Origin of the sequence: Lentzea sp. NPDC051838 (genome assembly GCF_040681245.1) — a bacterium.
GTDB lineage: Bacteria > Actinomycetota > Actinomycetes > Mycobacteriales > Pseudonocardiaceae > Lentzea.
This window is the reverse complement of sequence record NZ_JBFAYI010000022.1, coordinates 84,754-100,357: the sequence shown is the minus strand read 5'-3', so window position 1 is coordinate 100,357 and position 15,604 is coordinate 84,754. Positions and strand designations below refer to the sequence as shown.

Genomic DNA, 15,604 nt, shown 5'->3' with positions numbered 1-15,604 from the left:
CCGCGTACTCCCGTGCTGGGGCACCTCCAGAAGCCGGGCACCACCCGCGTGCTGGAGGCGTCCGCGGGGATCGAGGTGCGGCGCAGCATGCTGCCCTCGGGCCTGCGGGTCATCACCGAGCGCATCCCGAGCGTGCGGTCCGCGTCCGTCGGGCTGTGGGTGCAGGTCGGGTCCCGTGACGAGCGGCCAGAGGTGGCAGGCGCCGCGCACTACCTGGAACACCTGCTGTTCAAGGGAACGTCGCGTCGCTCGGCCGCGGCCATCGCGGAGGAGATCGACGCGGTCGGTGGCGAGCTGAACGCGTTCACCGCCAAGGAGCACACCTGCTACTACGCGCACGTGCTGGACGAGGACCTGCCGCTGGCGGTGGATCTGGTGTCCGACGTGGTGTTCGAGGCGATCTGCGGCCCGCGTGACTTCGAGACCGAACGCGGTGTCGTGCTCGAAGAGATCGCGATGCGCGACGACGACCCCGAGGACCTGCTGCACGACGCGTTCATCGAGGCGCTGTTCGGCGGGCACGCCCTGGGGCGCCCGGTGCTGGGCACCGAGAAGTCCATTCAGGACATGGAGCGGGACAACCTCTACTCGTTCTACAAGAAGCGCTACACGTTGCCGCGCATGGTGTTCTCCGTCGCGGGCAACATCGAGCACGCGCACGTGATGCGGCTGGTGCGCAAGTCGATCGGTGACCGGCTGTCGCGGGAGGGCAGCGCGGTCGCGCCACGAGCGGGCCGGGCGCGCATCGCCGACGCCCGCAAGCTGGTGCTGCACACCGACGACACCGAACAGGTGCACCTGATGCTCGGCATGCGCGGTCTCGACCGCCACGACGAGCGCCGGTTCGCGATGAACGTGCTCAACGCGGCCATCGGTGGCGGCATGAGCTCCCGGCTGTTCCAGGAAGTCCGTGAACGCCGTGGCCTCGCGTACCAGGTGTACTCGTCGGTCGGCCTGTACGCGGACACCGGCACGTTCTCCGTCTACGCGGGCTGCCAGCCAGACCGCCTGGGGGAGACCGCGGGCGTGATCCGCGAGGTGCTCGTGGACGTTGCTCGTGGTGGGCTCTCCGACGCGGAAGTGGCTCGGGGCAAGGGACAGCTGCGTGGCGCGCTCGTGCTGGGTCTGGAGGACACCAGCTCCCGGATGTCGCGCATCGGCAAGTCCGAACTGAACTACGGCGACCACCTGAGCGTCGAGGCGACTCTTGCTCGCATCGATGCCGTGACCGCAGACGAGGTGGCGACGCTCGCACGTGATCTGCTTCGCCGTCCCGTCGCCGCGGCGGTGGTCGGCCCCTACGATCATGCCGACGATCTGCCGGACCAGGTACACGAGGTGATTGCATGATTCGCGTCGGAGTTCTCGGCGCGCGGGGCCGCATGGGTTCCGAGGTGGTCCGCGCGGTCGAGGCCGCGAAGGACATGGAGGTCGTGGCCGCGATCGACGCCGACGACCCGTTGTCCGCGCTCGTCGACTCGGGTGCGCAGGTCGTCGTCGACTTCACGCACCCCGACGTCGTGATGGGGAACCTGGAGTTCTGCATCGCCGCCGGAATCCATTGCGTCGTCGGCACTTCCGGTTTCGACAACGAGAAGCTCGCCGCGGTCTCGGAGTTGCTGGCTTCGAAGCCTTCCGTTGGTGTGCTGGTGGCGCCGAACTTCGGCATCGGTGCCGTGCTGCTGATGCGCTTCTCGGAGATCGCGGCCCGCTACTACGAGTCGGCGGAGATCATCGAGCTGCACCACCCGCGCAAGGCCGACGCGCCTTCCGGGACCGCGGCGCACACGGCTCGCCTGATCGCGGCGGCGCGTGCGGGGATGGATCCGATGCCCGACGCCACCACTGTCGAGGAGCCGGGCGCGCGCGGAGCTCTTGTCGACGGCGTGCGCGTCCACTCGCTGCGGATCTCCGGGATGATCGCGCACCAGGAGGTCGTGTTCGGTGGCGAGAGCGAGACGCTGACGATCCGTCAGGACTCGCTGCACCGCACGTCGTTCATGCCGGGTGTGGTGCTGGGCGTGCGCGAGATCGTGGGGCGCCCCGGTCTCGCCGTCGGTCTCGACAAGTACCTCGACCTGTGAAGGTCAGGGTCACGGTAGGGCTGCTGATCGCGGCCCTTCTCGTCTACTTCGTCCTGCTCGCGGGCCGGGCTGTGGCGTTGCTGCAGACCGGCTCGTTGGTCGGCATCCTGCTCGGCATCGGCGTGCTCATCCTGCCGCTGCTCGGCGTGTGGCTCGTGTACTCCAACCTGCGTTTCGGTTGGGAGACCGAGAAGATGGCCCGCGAGCTCGACGCGGACGGCCTCCTGCCGGACGTCTCGCACCTGCCGCGCCGTCCGTCCGGTCGCGTGGACCGGGACGCGGCCGACGCGTGGTTCGAGGAGCGCCGGGCCGAGGTCGAGGCGTCACCGGACGACTGGCGCGTTTGGTTCCGGCTGGCTTACGCGTACGACATCGCGGGCGACCGCGGCCGTGCGCGCGAGACGATGCGCAAGGCCATCGAGCTGCACGCCTAGATCAGCACCTGGGCTTCACCTCCGTCGGCGAACAGCTCGCTGCCGGTCATGAAGCTCGACTGGTCCGTCGCCAGGAACAGGGCCGCCGCGGCGATCTCCTCCGGTCGTCCCATCCGGTTCTGCGCCACTTTGCTCGCGAAGAGCTTCAACATCCCGTCGACCTCGTCAGGGCTGCTCGCCAGCCCCTTGATGCCGGGCGTCTCCGTGGGGCCGGGCACCAGCGTGTTGACGCGGATGCCGCGCGGCGCCAGCTCCAGCGCCCAGACCCGGCTGAGCTGACGAATCGCGGCCTTCGTCGCCGAGTAGGTGCCGAGTGCTCTTGTCGCCCGGGACGCCGACGTCGAGCCGAGGGTGATGATCGAGGCGTCGTTGTTGAGCAGTGGCAACGACTTCTGCACGGTGAACGCCGTGCCGCGCACGTTGATCCGGAAGTCCGAGTCGAACGACTCCGGGGTCAGCGTGTCGATCGTTTCCGTGGCCGCTGAGCCGCCGGCGTTCGCCACGAGGACGTCGAGTCCCTTGCCGTGCTGGGCGATGAGGGCGAACAGCCGGTCGAGATCGTCCAAATTGGACACATCGCTGCGGACGCCTTTCGCTCGCGGCCCGATCCGGGCGACGGCGGCGTCCAGTTCCGGTTTGCGCCTGCCGGTGATGAAGACGTCGGCGCCTTCTTTCGCGAACCGTTCGGCGATGGCGAGGCCGATCCCGGACGTGCCGCCGGTGACCAACGCGGTCTTCTCGTCGAGTGCACCCATGTCGTGCTCCTTCGGTTTTTGACTGATCGGTCCACAACTAACCAGTTATGGACCGATCGGTCAAGAATGGGTACGGTTGAGGGCATGGCGCGGCCGCGGAAGTTCGACGAGCAGGGTGTTCTGCGGGACGTCCGCGACCAGTTCTGGGCCGTGGGCTACGAGGCCACCTCGCTCGACGACCTCACGCGCGTGTCCGGGCTGGGCAGGGGCAGCCTGTACGGAGCCTTCGGGGACAAGCACAAGCTGTTCATGCGCACGCTCGACGACTACGTGACCGACTCGTGCGCCGGGATGCGCCAGAGCCTGGATGAGTCCGAGCGCGCCATCGACGGGCTGCGGGGATTCCTGATGTCGGGCGCGGGGTCGTTGCGGCAGGGCTGCTACCTGGCGAACAGCACGACCGAGCTCGCTGCGACCGATGTCGAGGTCGCGGAGAGGGCTCGGCAGGCGTACGAGGGCATCGTGGGGATGGTCGCGGACGCGGTGAAGCGGGCTCAGCGGGAGGGCGACCTGCCGGATGGGCTCGACGCGGTGGCGTTCGCGCGGACGTTGCAGACGGCGCAGCAGGGCTTGGTCTACATGGGGCGGAGTGGGTTGCCCGCGGAGCGGCTCGCTGGGGTTGCGCAGGACCTGGCCGACAGGTTGTTGTCGGCGAGGTAGTGCCCGGCCTGCGGCGGGCGGGGTCTCGCGGAGCGGCTCGCTGGGGTTGCGCAGGACCTGGCCGACAGGTTGTTGTCGGCGAGGTAGTGCCCGGCCTGCGGCGGGCGGGGTCTCGCGGAGCAGCTCGCCGGGGTTGCGCGCGACTTGGCCGACAGGTTGTTGCCTGCGATAGTGGGGTGAGGGCTTGTTGCAGCTCGTCTCGGGTCGCCCGGTCGGGTGAACATGGGCCGCGAAGTGTCCTGAAACGCTGTTACCAATCCCTCGCATACGAGGAAGCGCGCGGGGGAGCGGTCCGGGCGTCAGGTGTTGACGACGGCGGCGATCAGTTCGGCTGCCAGGTCGCCCTTCTGCACCACCAGAACTTCCTCCAGCCCGAGCCACTCCGCCATGTGCTTCAGCTCGCCCGCGAGTTCGGCCGCGACTCGAGGCCGGTCGACGCCCTCCTCCGCCCACGCCGCCTGCACCCGCAGCACCCCGGCTGCGCGGTCGGCCTTGATGTCCACGCGGCCGACCAGTTCGCCGTCCAGCAGGAACGGGAACACGTAGTAGCCGTGCACGCGGCGCGGCTCCGGCACGTAGATCTCGATGCGGTAGCGGAAGCCGAAGATTCGCTCGGTTCGTGCTCGCTCCCAGATCAGCGGGTCGAACGGGCACAGCAGCGCCCGGCCCACCACGCGGCGTGGGGCCTTCGCGTCGACGTGCCGGTACGCGACGCCACGCCAGCCGTCTACCGACACCGGTTCCAGCACGCCGTCTTCCACCAGTAAGGCCACGGCGGCCTGCGAGCGGCGTGGGTCCAGGCGGTAGTAGTCGCGCAGGTCTGGTTCGGTGGCGACGCCCAGGGCCACGGCGGAGCGCAGCACGAGTTCGCGGGCGCCGGTTTCCGGCGTCCACTTCTGGGCCAGCACGTCGGACGGGATAACGCGTTCGGTCAGGTCGTACAGGCGCTCGAACGAACGGCGGGTGCCCGTGGTCAGGACGCCGACGCCGAACAGGACCTCGCACACCCGCTTGACCTCGGACCAGTCCCACCACGGGCCCTTCGAGCGGCCCGACTCGCCCATCAGCGCCTTCTCCAGGGCGCCGGCGCCGATCGGGCCCAGGTCCTTGATCGCGGCCAGCACCTCGTCGACGAGTTGGGGTGAGCGTTCGAGGATCGTCTGGTAGTTCTGCCACCAGCCGCGCTTCTTCGCGCCCGAGTGGAACAACGGCCAATCCGAAACAGGCACCAGGGACGCCTCGTGCGCCCAGGTTTCGACGAGCATGCGGGGTTTGCGGGCGGTGTGCGTCCACGCCGCGTCGTCCAGCAACGCGGCGTCGTAGGAGCCCAGGCGGGAGAACAGCGGCATGTAGTGGGCGCGTACCGCCACGTTCACCGAGTCGATCTGCAGCAGCTGCACGCGCGACAGGACTCGTTGCAGGTGCCTGCGCGTCGCCGCGGCAGGGCGCAGGTCGGTGAAGCCCTGGGCTCCCAGGGCGATTCGACGGGCCACGTCCGCGCTCATCCGTTGCACGGAGCCGATGTTGCCACGCACCCCTGACAATTCTCGGACACCCCGTAGATAAGGTGCGGTTATGGCTGACGCCGGCGTGCACCTCGCCACCGCCCAAGACCTCGCGGAGATCATCCGCATCCACCGCGAGACGTGGCGGCTCGCCTACGCCCAACTCCTGCCGCAGGACGTCCTCGACACGCTCGACACCGAGGAAGCGTGGGCGGGGATCGTGCAGCAGGGCGCGGTCCTCAAAGCCACGGAAGGCAGCTTCACCGTCGGGTTCGTCGTGGCGAGCAAGGCTCCGGACGACGAAGTGGCCAAAGCGGACGGAAGCCTGCCGGAAGACGCCGCAACCACCGCGCTGATCAGCGTGCTGGTCGAACCGCGCTGGGGTCGCAGGGGGCACGGCACGCGGCTCGTCGCGGAGGCCACCGAACGTCTCGGCGGGGCAGGTGCGACCAGGGGTATCGCGTGGATCCCCGAGGCCGACAAGGCGTCGCGGAACTTCTACGAACGACTCGGCTGGTCGGGTGATGGCACGGTGCGCACGTTGGACGCAGGCGGGCGTCCGTTGCGCGAAATCCGGATGACCGGCCCGCTGGCTGTCCGACTCGACTCCTGAGACCTGTGTAGCCTCGGCCGGGTGTTCGGCTTGGTTGGCCTCACCTTCGGGGTCGCGCTCGGCTCGGCCCTCATCCCCTTCATCAGTGTGGAAGCCTGGGTGGTGGGTGTCGGCGCGCGCTGGCCCGGCGTCTCGTGCTGGCTCGTCGGCCTCGTGGTCGCGACGGCACAGGTGCTCGGCAAGCTGCTGTACTTCTACGCGGCACGAGGCGACATCAAGCTGCCGAACTGGTTGCACCGCACCAAAAAAGAGCGCACCAAGCCGTCCAAACTCGCCCGCTGGTTCGGGCCGGGTACGCGCATGCACCGCTGGGGCGACTGGATCCACGTGAAGTGCAAGAAGCACCCCAACTGGATGGCAGGCACGCACGCCGTCAGCGCACTCGTGGGTGTTCCGCCGTTCATGGCCACGAGCGTGTTGGCGGGGCTCGCGGGCATGTCGACGTTGATGTTCATCGTGACCGGCATGGTGGGCCGCTTCGCGAGGTTCAGCTTCCTCGCGGCCTCACCGGCCATGGTCATGGCCTGGTTCTAGCTGAACAAGATCGACGCCGTCACGGAGAAGGCGATCAACAAAGCGGCAACGGTGACTCGGGCTGAATCAAGCACGACCCTGAAGATATCGACGCTCCGCCGATGAAAGCCAGGCGCAGACGGGTGAGAGCCGAATGATCTGGCTCTCACCCGCCCGTTTCACGCCCGATTATTCAAGTACGAGAACGCCATCGGGCAAACCGGGAATTTCGTACGAGTGCCACATCGGGCGCCAGTCGGGCAGCTCCAGCATCCGCTTCATGTCCGCGAACCCGCTGAGCCAGCCCATCCACGAGCCGTACGGCGGGTTGCCGGCGTCGAACCCGCTCTGCACGAACGTCAGATGCGTCTTGCCGCCGGATTCGGCCAGCTCCCAGGACGACACCATCCTGTCCGGGAACTCCAGCGTGAACTGCGAGGAGTCCAGCGCGAGGATCTTCGCGGGATGGGGGTTGTCCTCGAAGCTCCCCATCGCCCAGCGGCCGCCGACGTACGGCTCGATCTCCGCCCGCGCCCCGAACCACCGCGCGAACACGTCGGGGTCGGTGAGCGCGCCGATGATGGCCTCGGGTGAGGCGGCGATGTCGACGTCGATCCGTTGCTCGGGGGTGGAGAAGTCGCAGCGCGCGAACACCGGCCTGCCCTCGACGTGCTCGACCAGGTTCGCCAGCGCCAGCGACCAGAACGTCTGGACGACGCCCGCCCTGCCCTCGTCGTCGATGCCCTCGCCCCACTCCGGGTACGGGGACTGCGTCGCGGCGATCAGGGTCTGGCCGTCGCGCTCCTCCACGCCGAGCGTGATCGTGTAGTCCGTGCCGTGCAGGAACCACGAGAAGGTCACGGACGAGGAGTCCGCGGACAGCAGCTTCTGCCGGCCGCGCTCGCCTTCCGGGGTGTAGCGGCCCCAGAACTCGAACTGGCCCTGCCCCAGGTCCACGAACGCGTGCTCGGCCAGCCACACCTCCAGGTCGGCGGCCGTCGTCAGGGCCTGGTGGATCCGCGCGGCGGACGCCGAGGTGCGAACGCGGACGATTCCCGTGCTCATCGGTTGTCTCCCTTCGGGTAGCAGGCGAGCGCGATGCGGAACGCATCCCCCTCCGCGCCGCCGTATCGGGTGAAGAGGTCCTGCAACGTCGTCTGCAGTTCGGCGAGGAACCGCTGTCTGTCCTCAGGCCGGACGCGGATCTCGCCGGACACGCCCACCGACGGCAGTTCGGTGTTGCGGTCCAGCGCGGCCACGTCCGCCTGCACTTGCTCGGCGAGGTCCACGAGGTGCCCCAAGGCGAGTTCGTCGCGCGACCCGATCCGGCCGACCAGCCGCGGCGAGAGCCAGTACGAGCGCGCCACGGCCTGGTAGAGGCCCTCCTGGACGCCGCGCACCTTGCGTTCGGCGACCTGGGTGGCCAACCCGGCCTTGACCAGCTGTTTCACGTGGTAGTGCACGCGTTGCGGCGTCTGGTCGAGCACCTCGGCGACCTCGGTGCACGAGCGCGGCGCGGCGAGCTGCCGCAGCACCTCCACGCGCTGCGGCTTGAGCAGGGTCTCGGCCTGCTCCATCCGGTCCAGGTAGATCACGTCTCTCATCGCAAAAAACACTTTGAACGTTCAAAACTCTTTTGTCAATCGCGCAGACAACTATGGACTGACAGATATTGAAGTCTGTCAGTCCATCGGGCAGGCTGGAATCACCGAAGAGACGAAGGAGCCAGGCAATGCAGAAGCGTCAGCTCGGAGCCACCGGCCCGGTCGTGTCCGCCATCGGCTTGGGCTGCATGGGCATGTCCAACGCCTACGGCCCGGCGGACCGCGACGAGAGCATCGCGACCGTCCACGCCGCCATGGACGCGGGCGTCACGTTGCTCGACACCGGTGACTTCTACGGCATGGGGCACAACGAGATGCTCATCGCCGAGGCCATCAGGGGCCGTCGCGACGAGGTGCAGCTCAGCGTCAAGTTCGGCGGCATGCGCGACGCCGGCGGTGCGTTCGTCGGGTTCGACACGCGCCCCAACGCCGTGGCCAACTTCCTCGCGTACTCACTGGAACGGCTCGGCACAGACCACGTCGACATCTACCGGCCGGCGCGGCTCGACCCGAGCGTGCCGATCGAGGACACCATCGGCGCCATCGCCGACCAGATCGAGAAGGGCAGGGTCCGCCACATCGGCCTGTCCGAGGTCGGCGCCGAGACCATCCGCCGCGCCCACGCCGTCCATCCGATCGTCGACCTGCAGATCGAGTACGGCCTGCTGGAGCGCGGTGTCGAGCGGGAGATCCTGCAGACCACCCGTGAGCTCGGCATCAGCATCACGGCGTACGGCGTGCTGTCGCGCGGCCTGATCTCGTCGACGCCGCTCACGATCGGCACCGGCGACTGGCGCGGCCACACGCCGAGGTTCCAGGGCGACAACCTCGCGCAGAACCGTCTCCTGGTCGAGAAGCTCGACGAGATCGCGACGAACAAGGGCGTCACGGTCGCTCAGCTCGCGATCGCGTGGGTCGCGGCACGCGGAGAGGACGTGGTGCCTCTCGTCGGCACGACCAAGCGTGCGAGGCTGAAGGAGGCCGTCGGTGCCGTCGACGTGACGTTCACCGAGCGGGAATTGCAGGAGATCGAGGCTGTTGTTCCTGTTGGGGCCGCTGCGGGCACGCGGTACGCCGCGGAGCAGATGGCCCTGCTGGACAGCGAGAGGTGAGCGACGTGGCGGAGGCGTTGACCGGGGAGGCGATCCTCGCGGCGACCGAAGAGGTGCTGCGCAGGTACGGGCCGGCCAAGGCGACGGTGGTCGACGTCGCCAAGGCGCTCGGGGTCAGCCACGGCAGCGTCTACCGCCACTTCCCGACGAAGGCCGCGTTGCGCGAGGCCGTGACGCGGCGCTGGCTCGACGCGATCCACGTCGAGATGGAGTCCGTCCTCGACGAGAACGCCACCGCGTCCGACAACCTGCGGGCCTGGTTGCAGCACCTGTTCGACAAGAAGAGGCTCTCGCACACCGACGAACCCGAGCTGTTCGCGACGTACAAGGTGCTGGTGGGGGAGAGCTGCGTCATCCCCGAGTACCACGTCGGACACCTGGTGGGGCAGGTCGCGCGCATCATCCGCGCGGGAGTGGATACCCAGGAGTTCGTGACGGACGACGTGGAGACGACGGCCCAGGCGGTGTGGACGGCGACGGAGAAGTTCCACCACCCGGCCCACGCCCAGGAGTGGGGGGATCCTCACATTCAGGCCGCTTTCGACGCCGTCGTCTCACTGGTCGTCGCCGGACTGCGGTACAACCGAAGCCCGAGTGCCGCAGGCGATGCTTGAGGGTCACGGAGGTGAGCGGTGCCGCCTGACGAGTGGATCGATCTGCTGGGAGCGCCGGAACGGCGTCCTGACCCAGTCGACTGGGACGCGGTCAAAGCACGTGCCGGCACGCCGTTGCCCAGCGACTACGTGCATCTCGCCGAGGCCTACCCACCGCTGATCGTGGGCGGCTACGTGCGGATCCTGCACCCGACGGCGCGGGCCGGTTTCATGAACTGGATGGCGCAGGCGCCCAAGATGCTGCGTGCGCTCCGCCGTCAGCCCGGTCTGCGCGTGCACCCGGAGTCGCCCGGTCTGCTGCCGTGGGGCATGACCGTGAACGGCGACCACTGCCTCTGGTACACCAGCGGCGAGCCCGACGAGTGGACCGTGATGATCACGGACATGCGCCAGCGCTGGTCGTTCGACGGCACCTTCTCGAGCTTCATCAGGAAGTTCCTGACCGGCGAGATCCGCGTGCCGCTGTTTCCGGACGACGTCCCCGGCGGCTCCAAACCGTTCCAGGAGCCCTGACCGGGGACGTCTTTTCCTCCGACCCCCCGGTCAGCTCGCGGCGGCGGTCACCAGTGCGTTGCCGCTGCCCGTACGGCCCGTGACCGACAAGGACGCGTCGCCCAGCGGTTCGGTCGAGACCTCGAAGTCGCTGCGCGCGTTGCCGGACGTGGACACCAGGTCGATGCGGGCGAGCGTGCCCTGACGGATGCCGACGCGGATGTTGCCGGATCCGGTGCCCAGCTGGATCTCTCCGGACGCGGCGTCGGCCACGGTCAGGTCGCCGCTGCCGGTGCGCACCTGGACGTTGCCCTGCACCGCACCCAGCCACACGTCACCCGTGCCGGTGATGAGCGTGGACGTGCCGCCGACCGACGACACCTCGACGTCACCGCTGCCGGTCTTGGCCTTCAACGACGCCAGCATCGTGCCCAGTCGAACGGTGCCCGCGCCCGAGTTCACCTTGGCCTCGCCGGTCGCGCGGTCCGCGGACACGTTGCCCGTGCCGGTGTTCAGGTCGAGCCGGCCCGCGCCGCCCGTGACGACGACGTCGGCCGCGCCGGTCCGTGACGTCACGTGCGACCCCACGGGTGCCGTCACGACGACGGAGAGCGGCACCGCGCGCAACGGCAGCGCCTTCGACGACTCGATGCGCAAACGGTTGCCCAGCAGCTCGACGCGGGCCTCGCGCACGGCCTCGTCCGGGCCGGCGGGAGCTGTCTTGTCCGGGCCGAACTGGCCGCTGACCCAGCTCAGCACGCTGGACAGGCCCTCGGTCCAGGAGTTGCCCGCGGCCGGGTCGTGCCGTACCTCGACGTGCACGCCCGGATCGTCGGCCAGGTGCACCTGCACGCGGCCGCTGAGCAGCGAGATGTCGATCTCGGCGATGCCCGCGAACTCGAAGCTCTGCTGACGAACGACGCCTGTCGGTTCTGTTGGCTCGGTCATCCCCTGCTCACCCCTGCACCCATCCGCGGACCCGCGAGCCGGAGCCCGCGTTGCCCTGCCACCCCTTGTGTCCGTGATGCTTGTGCTTCGTGTGCACCGCGCCCCCGACTGCCTGCTGGATGAACGAGTTCAGCGACACGCCCTGAGCGGCCGCGGCGGCCTCGGCCTTCGACTTGAGCTCGTTGATCATGCGCAGGGTGATGCGGCTGATGTCACCCGTGGCGTCACCTGCGCCAAAGTTCGGCACCTCCTGACGCGGGGCGGGCTCCGGCTCCGGCTCGGCCGATCCCGTGACGACCACCTGGACGTCCCTGCCGGCCAGGCGAACCTCCACGACCTGGCCTTCCAGGGATGCGGTGACCTCCGCTGCCAGGTCCGACAGTGCGTTCATGATTGCCAGTCGCGCGGCTGGCTCGAGCGCTGCGGACAACGCGGCGGCCGTTCGACGGGTGTTCTCGTCCCCCGCTGAGGCGGCCGTCGCCAGGTCCTCGCGCAGTGACGCGATGTACGGCGACAGATCCATGACACCACTATGACGTCACATCTGGTGTCGCGCAACCGTCAGATAGTGTCTCGGGTCATGCCGAGAGTGCGCTTGGTGGCGAAAACCGAGTTCATCCCGCCGGACGACGTGCCGTGGACGACCGACGCGGACGGCGGCGCGGCGCTCGTCGAGTTCGCCGGCCGGGCCTGCTACCAGTCGTGGGACCGCTCGAACCCCATGACGAACACCAACGCGACGTTCCTGCACCACCTGCTCGACGTCGGCCACCTCGCCGCGTTCGAGCACGGCAGCGCGACGCTCTACCTGACCGAGCTGCCGCGCTCGCTCACCCACGAGCTGATCCGGCACCGGCACTTCTCGTACTCGCAGCTGTCCCAGCGCACCGACCCGACCGACGTCGTCGAGCCCGGCCTCATCAAGAACGACCCGGAGCTGCACGCGCGGTTCGTGGCGGCGACCGAGGCGAGCCTCAAGGTCTACGAGGACCTGGTGCAGAGCCTGGAGAAGACGGTCAACGGACGGCGCGCGCGTGAGGTCGCACGGTCCGTGCTGCCCAACGCGACGGGCACGGAGATCGTCGTGACGGGCAACTACCGGTCGTGGCGGCACTTCATCGCGATGCGCGCGACCGAGCACATCAACGTGGAACTGCGCGAACTGGCCGTGGCGTGCCTCAGGGAACTCACGAAGGCGGCGCCCAACGCGTTCGCGGACTTCGTCATCTCGACACTCCCGGACGGCACAGAAGTTGCTTCAAGCCCACTGGTGGTTGAAGGCTGACGCCCATGAAGCGGCTCAGCGTGGACGTCCGGCCCGGCGAGTACACAGTCACGCGCCTCGCGCCGGACGCCCCGGTCCCCTCCGGGCTGCTCGACCTGACCGACGTGCTGGTGTCGGTGACCAGGACGCCGGACGAGATGTCGATCATCGCGCCGTCGTCGTTCGAGCTCGTGAGCGACAACGCCGAGAAGGGCTGGCGGCTGCTCACCGTGCGCGGTCCGCTGGAGTTCACCCTCACCGGCATCATGGCTGCTCTCGCGGGTGAGCTGGCGGCCGCGGGCGTCTCGCTGTTCGCGCTGTCCACATACGACACCGACCACCTGTTGGTGAAGCACACCGACCTCGGTCGCGCCGTGCTCGCGCTACGTGCCGCAGGTCACGAATTGGTTGTAGCGCCGGAAGTCTAGGAACCGATCCCCCATGTGGCGGGTCTTTAGTACCGTCAACGCCCCTTGCTCATCTTGGTAGGAGCGCACGTTGCACGGACAGGCAGTCGAACCGCGCGTCATCGCGGGCAGGTACGCCCTGGTCGCGGAGCTGGGCCGCGGTGGCATGGGCATCGTGTGGCGAGCCCAGGACCGCCACATCGGACGCTTCGTCGCGATCAAGGAACTGCACCTGCCGGACGGCATCGCGCACGAGGAGCGTCGTGTGCTCGAGGAGCGCGCTCTGCGTGAGGCGCGCACCGCGGGCAAGTTGAACGACCCGGCGGTCGTGACGGTCTACGACGCGATCAACGAGAACGGCACGACGTACATCGTCATGGAGCTGGTCGAGGCGGCGACGCTGTCGACGTTGATCAGCACCCACGGCCCGATGCCGCCGAACCAGGTCGTGTCGATCGCGTTGCAGGCGTTGTCGGCGCTGGAGACCGCGCACCAGTCCGGGATCGTGCACCGCGACGTCAAGCCCGGCAACCTGATGGTCCGCCCGGACGGCAAGCTCAAGCTCACCGACTTCGGCATCGCCCAGGCCGTCGACGACCCGCGCCTCACGACCAGCGGCAGCCTCATCGGCTCGCCCGCGTACATGGCGCCCGAACGCATCCACGGCCACGAGGCCGGCCCCGCGTCGGACCTGTGGGCGCTCGGCGCGACCCTCTGCTACGCCGTCGAGGGCTGGAGCCCGTTCGAGCGCTCCTCCACGGCGTCGACGCTGCACGCGATCATGAGCGAGACGCCACGCCTCACCCGCGCGACCGGTGTGCTCGGTGCCGTGATCACGGGTCTGCTCATCGCCGACCCGAACGCGCGGCTGTCCGGTCCGCAGGCTCGCGCCATGCTCAACAGCATCGGCAACCAGCCGACGCCGCCCACCGGAATTCCGCCGGCGGCGACCCAGCAGTACCAGCAGACGCCCGCCGCCGACCCCGCGAAGAAGAAGCGGAGCCGCATCCTCATGGCGGTCGGTGCGGTGCTGGTGGCCGCGTTGGCGTTCACGGGCGGCATCTACGCGCACAGGTGGTTCACGACGCCTGGCGGCAGCGGCAGCAACACGCTGACCTACGGCGAGGGCGGCGAGATCCCGGTCTTCGGCCTGTCCGAGAACGTGTGCGGCAACGGCACCGTGGCACCGACCAAGCAGCTCGACTCGGACACCCGCGAGGAGTGCGACAAGCCGCACGACTTCGAGGTGTTCGACGTGGTCGAGACGCTGCCGATCAACTCGAGCCTGCCCGACACGACCTACCCCGGCGTCGACGCGCTGACGAGCCTCGGCGTCGCCCGGTGCGACCTGACGCTGAAGTCGCAGTGGGTCAAGGACGGCGCGAAGCTCAAGCTCACCACGCTGATCCCCACCGAGACGGCGTGGAAGAAGGACAAGAACGACAACGCGCAGCGCCGCATCTACTGCGTGGCCAACAAAAAGGACGGCAGTCAGCTCAACAACACCATCAGCGCGAAGAAGGACAACTAGTCTGCGCGCTGTGAAGAGGTTCGTTTCCGCCCTGCTGGTTCTCGGGTGCACCGCCGCGCTGTCCGCGTGCACCAGCAACGAGGACAAGTTCGTCTCCGAGCTCAAGGCCGCCGGGTTCACCAACCCCGGCGCGCCCAGCACGGAGAAGGAGAAGAAGTCCAAGAAGGTGGGCAAGCGCACGATCAAGTCCTCGTCGAGCACCATCGAGGTGATGGTGCGGGTCAAGGGCTGCGACCTGGAGATGGCCAAGTCCTCCGGTCAGTCCGGCTACTGGCTGGACGAGCTGCACGTCAAGGGGCAGGAACCGGACTGGCCGAACTACCCGGAGAACCTGACCCGCGACCAGGTCGTGAAGCTGCTCGCCGACAGCTCGGCCAAGCCCGACGGCTTCAAGGACTGCTACAAGCCGAACGAGGCCTGACGCGGCTGTGGTGGAATGGCGGGGTGAGTGTTGCCCGCGATGAGCGCAAGGCCCTAGTCGACCTGATGACCGAGCTCGGCCCGGACGCGCCCACGTTGTGCGGCACCTGGACGAACAGGGACCTGGCCGCCCACCTCGCCATCCGCGAGCGGCGCCCGGACACCGCGCCGGGCATCCTGCTCAAGCCGTTCGCGCGGTGGGCGGAGAAGGTGCAGGACGACTACGCGCACAAGGCGTGGGGTGAGCTCCTCGACCTGGTGCGCACGCCGCCGTTCTGGATCCAGCCGCTCGACTCGTACATCAACACCACCGAGTACTTCGTGCACCACGAGGACGTGCGCCGCGCACAGCCCGACTGGGAGCCACGGCCCTATGACGGCAAGCGCGAGCACGTGCTGTGGAAGTTCCTGCCGTTCACGGCCAGGTTCACCTACCGCACGTCCCCCGTCGGCGTGACCCTGGTGCGGCCTGACGGCGAGCACTTCGTCGCCAAACCGGGTGCGAACGGCGTGGTGATCACGGGTGAGGTGGCCGAGCTGGTGATGCTCGCGTTCGGGCGTGACCAGGTCCGCGTGGAATACAGCGGGGACGCCGACGCGGTCGAACGCGTGCGGTCGTTGAACCGAAGTGTCTGAACTCGGGTAGTT

General features: G+C 68.6%; 20 protein-coding genes. 14 read left to right on the top strand and 6 right to left on the bottom strand.

Features of this window, described 5'->3' with window-relative positions; translation table 11 throughout:
- Window positions 1–12: 12 nt before the first annotated feature.
- From AB0M24_RS34325 to AB0M24_RS34315, 3 genes are read left to right on the top strand one after another with little or no spacing between them, the layout of a single operon-like run.
- Complete coding sequence (locus tag AB0M24_RS34325) at window positions 13–1,350, top strand: pitrilysin family protein (protein WP_363777641.1); 1,338 nt, start codon at window positions 13–15, stop codon at window positions 1,348–1,350.
- On the top strand, window positions 1,347–2,084 hold the full coding sequence (gene dapB / locus AB0M24_RS34320; protein WP_363777553.1) for a 4-hydroxy-tetrahydrodipicolinate reductase: 738 nt from the start codon (window positions 1,347–1,349) through the stop codon (window positions 2,082–2,084). The genes AB0M24_RS34325 and dapB overlap by 4 nt, the downstream gene beginning before the upstream one ends.
- Window positions 2,081–2,518 (top strand): tetratricopeptide repeat protein, encoded by a 438-nt coding sequence (locus tag AB0M24_RS34315; protein WP_363777551.1) that lies wholly within the window; start codon window positions 2,081–2,083, stop codon window positions 2,516–2,518. Before dapB ends, AB0M24_RS34315 begins: the two co-directional genes overlap by 4 nt.
- Here AB0M24_RS34315 and AB0M24_RS34310 read toward each other — a convergent pair.
- On the bottom strand, window positions 2,515–3,273 hold the full coding sequence (locus tag AB0M24_RS34310; protein ID WP_363777549.1) for an SDR family oxidoreductase: 759 nt from the start codon (window positions 3,271–3,273) through the stop codon (window positions 2,515–2,517). The two genes, AB0M24_RS34315 and AB0M24_RS34310, sit on opposite strands and share 4 nt — an antisense overlap.
- 84 nt (window positions 3,274–3,357) lie before the next feature.
- On the opposite strand from AB0M24_RS34310, the gene AB0M24_RS34305 reads away from it, so the two are divergent.
- Window positions 3,358–3,933 carry a TetR/AcrR family transcriptional regulator gene (locus tag AB0M24_RS34305; protein ID WP_363777547.1) on the top strand — a complete coding sequence of 192 codons (576 nt, stop codon included), beginning with the start codon at window positions 3,358–3,360 and terminating at the stop codon, window positions 3,931–3,933.
- Between the two features lie 299 nt (window positions 3,934–4,232).
- Here the strand turns inward: AB0M24_RS34305 and AB0M24_RS34300 are convergent, their stop codons facing one another.
- On the bottom strand, window positions 4,233–5,438 hold the full coding sequence (locus AB0M24_RS34300; protein WP_363777639.1) for a crosslink repair DNA glycosylase YcaQ family protein: 1,206 nt from the start codon (window positions 5,436–5,438) through the stop codon (window positions 4,233–4,235).
- Between the two features lie 70 nt (window positions 5,439–5,508).
- Here AB0M24_RS34300 and AB0M24_RS34295 point away from each other — a divergent pair, with 70 nt between their 5' ends.
- A complete protein-coding gene (locus AB0M24_RS34295; protein ID WP_363777545.1) occupies window positions 5,509–6,051 on the top strand; it encodes a GNAT family N-acetyltransferase in 543 nt (180 codons plus the stop codon).
- A 21-nt stretch (window positions 6,052–6,072) separates the two neighbouring features.
- Window positions 6,073–6,585, top strand: a complete 513-nt coding sequence (locus tag AB0M24_RS34290) for a hypothetical protein (protein WP_363777543.1) — start codon at window positions 6,073–6,075, stop codon at window positions 6,583–6,585.
- Between the two features lie 168 nt (window positions 6,586–6,753).
- On the opposite strand, the gene AB0M24_RS34285 is transcribed toward AB0M24_RS34290, so the two are convergent.
- Together AB0M24_RS34285 and AB0M24_RS34280 are read right to left on the bottom strand one after the other, a co-directional pair.
- Entirely contained in the window at window positions 6,754–7,629 is an 876-nt protein-coding gene (locus AB0M24_RS34285) for an SRPBCC domain-containing protein (protein WP_363777541.1), read from the bottom strand.
- Window positions 7,626–8,168 carry a helix-turn-helix domain-containing protein gene (locus AB0M24_RS34280; protein ID WP_363777539.1) on the bottom strand — a complete coding sequence of 181 codons (543 nt, stop codon included), beginning with the start codon at window positions 8,166–8,168 and terminating at the stop codon, window positions 7,626–7,628. Before AB0M24_RS34280 ends, AB0M24_RS34285 begins: the two co-directional genes overlap by 4 nt.
- 128 nt (window positions 8,169–8,296) lie before the next feature.
- On the opposite strand from AB0M24_RS34280, the gene AB0M24_RS34275 reads away from it, so the two are divergent.
- Genes AB0M24_RS34275 through AB0M24_RS34265 form a run of 3 tightly spaced genes read left to right on the top strand, consistent with a single transcriptional unit; the run spans window position 8,297 to window position 10,407 of the window.
- Complete coding sequence (locus AB0M24_RS34275; protein ID WP_363777537.1) at window positions 8,297–9,280, top strand: aldo/keto reductase; 984 nt, start codon at window positions 8,297–8,299, stop codon at window positions 9,278–9,280.
- 5 nt (window positions 9,281–9,285) lie between these two features.
- A complete protein-coding gene (locus AB0M24_RS34270; RefSeq protein WP_363777535.1) occupies window positions 9,286–9,894 on the top strand; it encodes a TetR family transcriptional regulator in 609 nt (202 codons plus the stop codon).
- Window positions 9,895–9,912: 18 nt separating this feature from the next.
- On the top strand, window positions 9,913–10,407 hold the full coding sequence (locus AB0M24_RS34265) for a hypothetical protein (RefSeq protein WP_363777533.1): 495 nt from the start codon (window positions 9,913–9,915) through the stop codon (window positions 10,405–10,407).
- Between the two features lie 30 nt (window positions 10,408–10,437).
- Here AB0M24_RS34265 and AB0M24_RS34260 read toward each other — a convergent pair whose 3' ends face one another.
- Together AB0M24_RS34260 and AB0M24_RS34255 are read right to left on the bottom strand one after the other, a co-directional pair.
- On the bottom strand, window positions 10,438–11,334 hold the full coding sequence (locus tag AB0M24_RS34260) for a DUF4097 family beta strand repeat-containing protein (protein WP_363777531.1): 897 nt from the start codon (window positions 11,332–11,334) through the stop codon (window positions 10,438–10,440).
- 7 nt (window positions 11,335–11,341) lie between these two features.
- On the bottom strand, window positions 11,342–11,857 hold the full coding sequence (locus AB0M24_RS34255) for a toxin-antitoxin system HicB family antitoxin (protein ID WP_363777529.1): 516 nt from the start codon (window positions 11,855–11,857) through the stop codon (window positions 11,342–11,344).
- Window positions 11,858–11,899: 42 nt separating this feature from the next.
- On the opposite strand from AB0M24_RS34255, the gene thyX reads away from it, so the two are divergent.
- The 5 genes from thyX to AB0M24_RS34230 all read left to right on the top strand — a co-directional run bounded on the left by thyX (window position 11,900) and on the right by AB0M24_RS34230 (window position 15,592).
- Entirely contained in the window at window positions 11,900–12,619 is a 720-nt protein-coding gene (gene thyX, locus AB0M24_RS34250) for an FAD-dependent thymidylate synthase (RefSeq protein WP_363777637.1), read from the top strand.
- Window positions 12,620–12,624: 5 nt separating this feature from the next.
- The gene (locus tag AB0M24_RS34245) at window positions 12,625–13,026 is read left to right on the top strand and encodes an ACT domain-containing protein (RefSeq protein WP_363777527.1); all 402 of its coding nucleotides are present in this window, start codon (window positions 12,625–12,627) and stop codon (window positions 13,024–13,026) included.
- 70 nt (window positions 13,027–13,096) lie between these two features.
- Complete coding sequence (locus AB0M24_RS34240) at window positions 13,097–14,536, top strand: serine/threonine-protein kinase (RefSeq protein ID WP_363777525.1); 1,440 nt, start codon at window positions 13,097–13,099, stop codon at window positions 14,534–14,536.
- A gap of 10 nt (window positions 14,537–14,546) precedes the next feature.
- On the top strand, window positions 14,547–14,957 hold the full coding sequence (locus tag AB0M24_RS34235; protein WP_363777523.1) for a hypothetical protein: 411 nt from the start codon (window positions 14,547–14,549) through the stop codon (window positions 14,955–14,957).
- Between the two features lie 23 nt (window positions 14,958–14,980).
- The gene (locus tag AB0M24_RS34230) at window positions 14,981–15,592 is read left to right on the top strand and encodes a TIGR03085 family metal-binding protein (RefSeq protein WP_363777521.1); all 612 of its coding nucleotides are present in this window, start codon (window positions 14,981–14,983) and stop codon (window positions 15,590–15,592) included.
- Window positions 15,593–15,604: the final 12 nt, after the last annotated feature.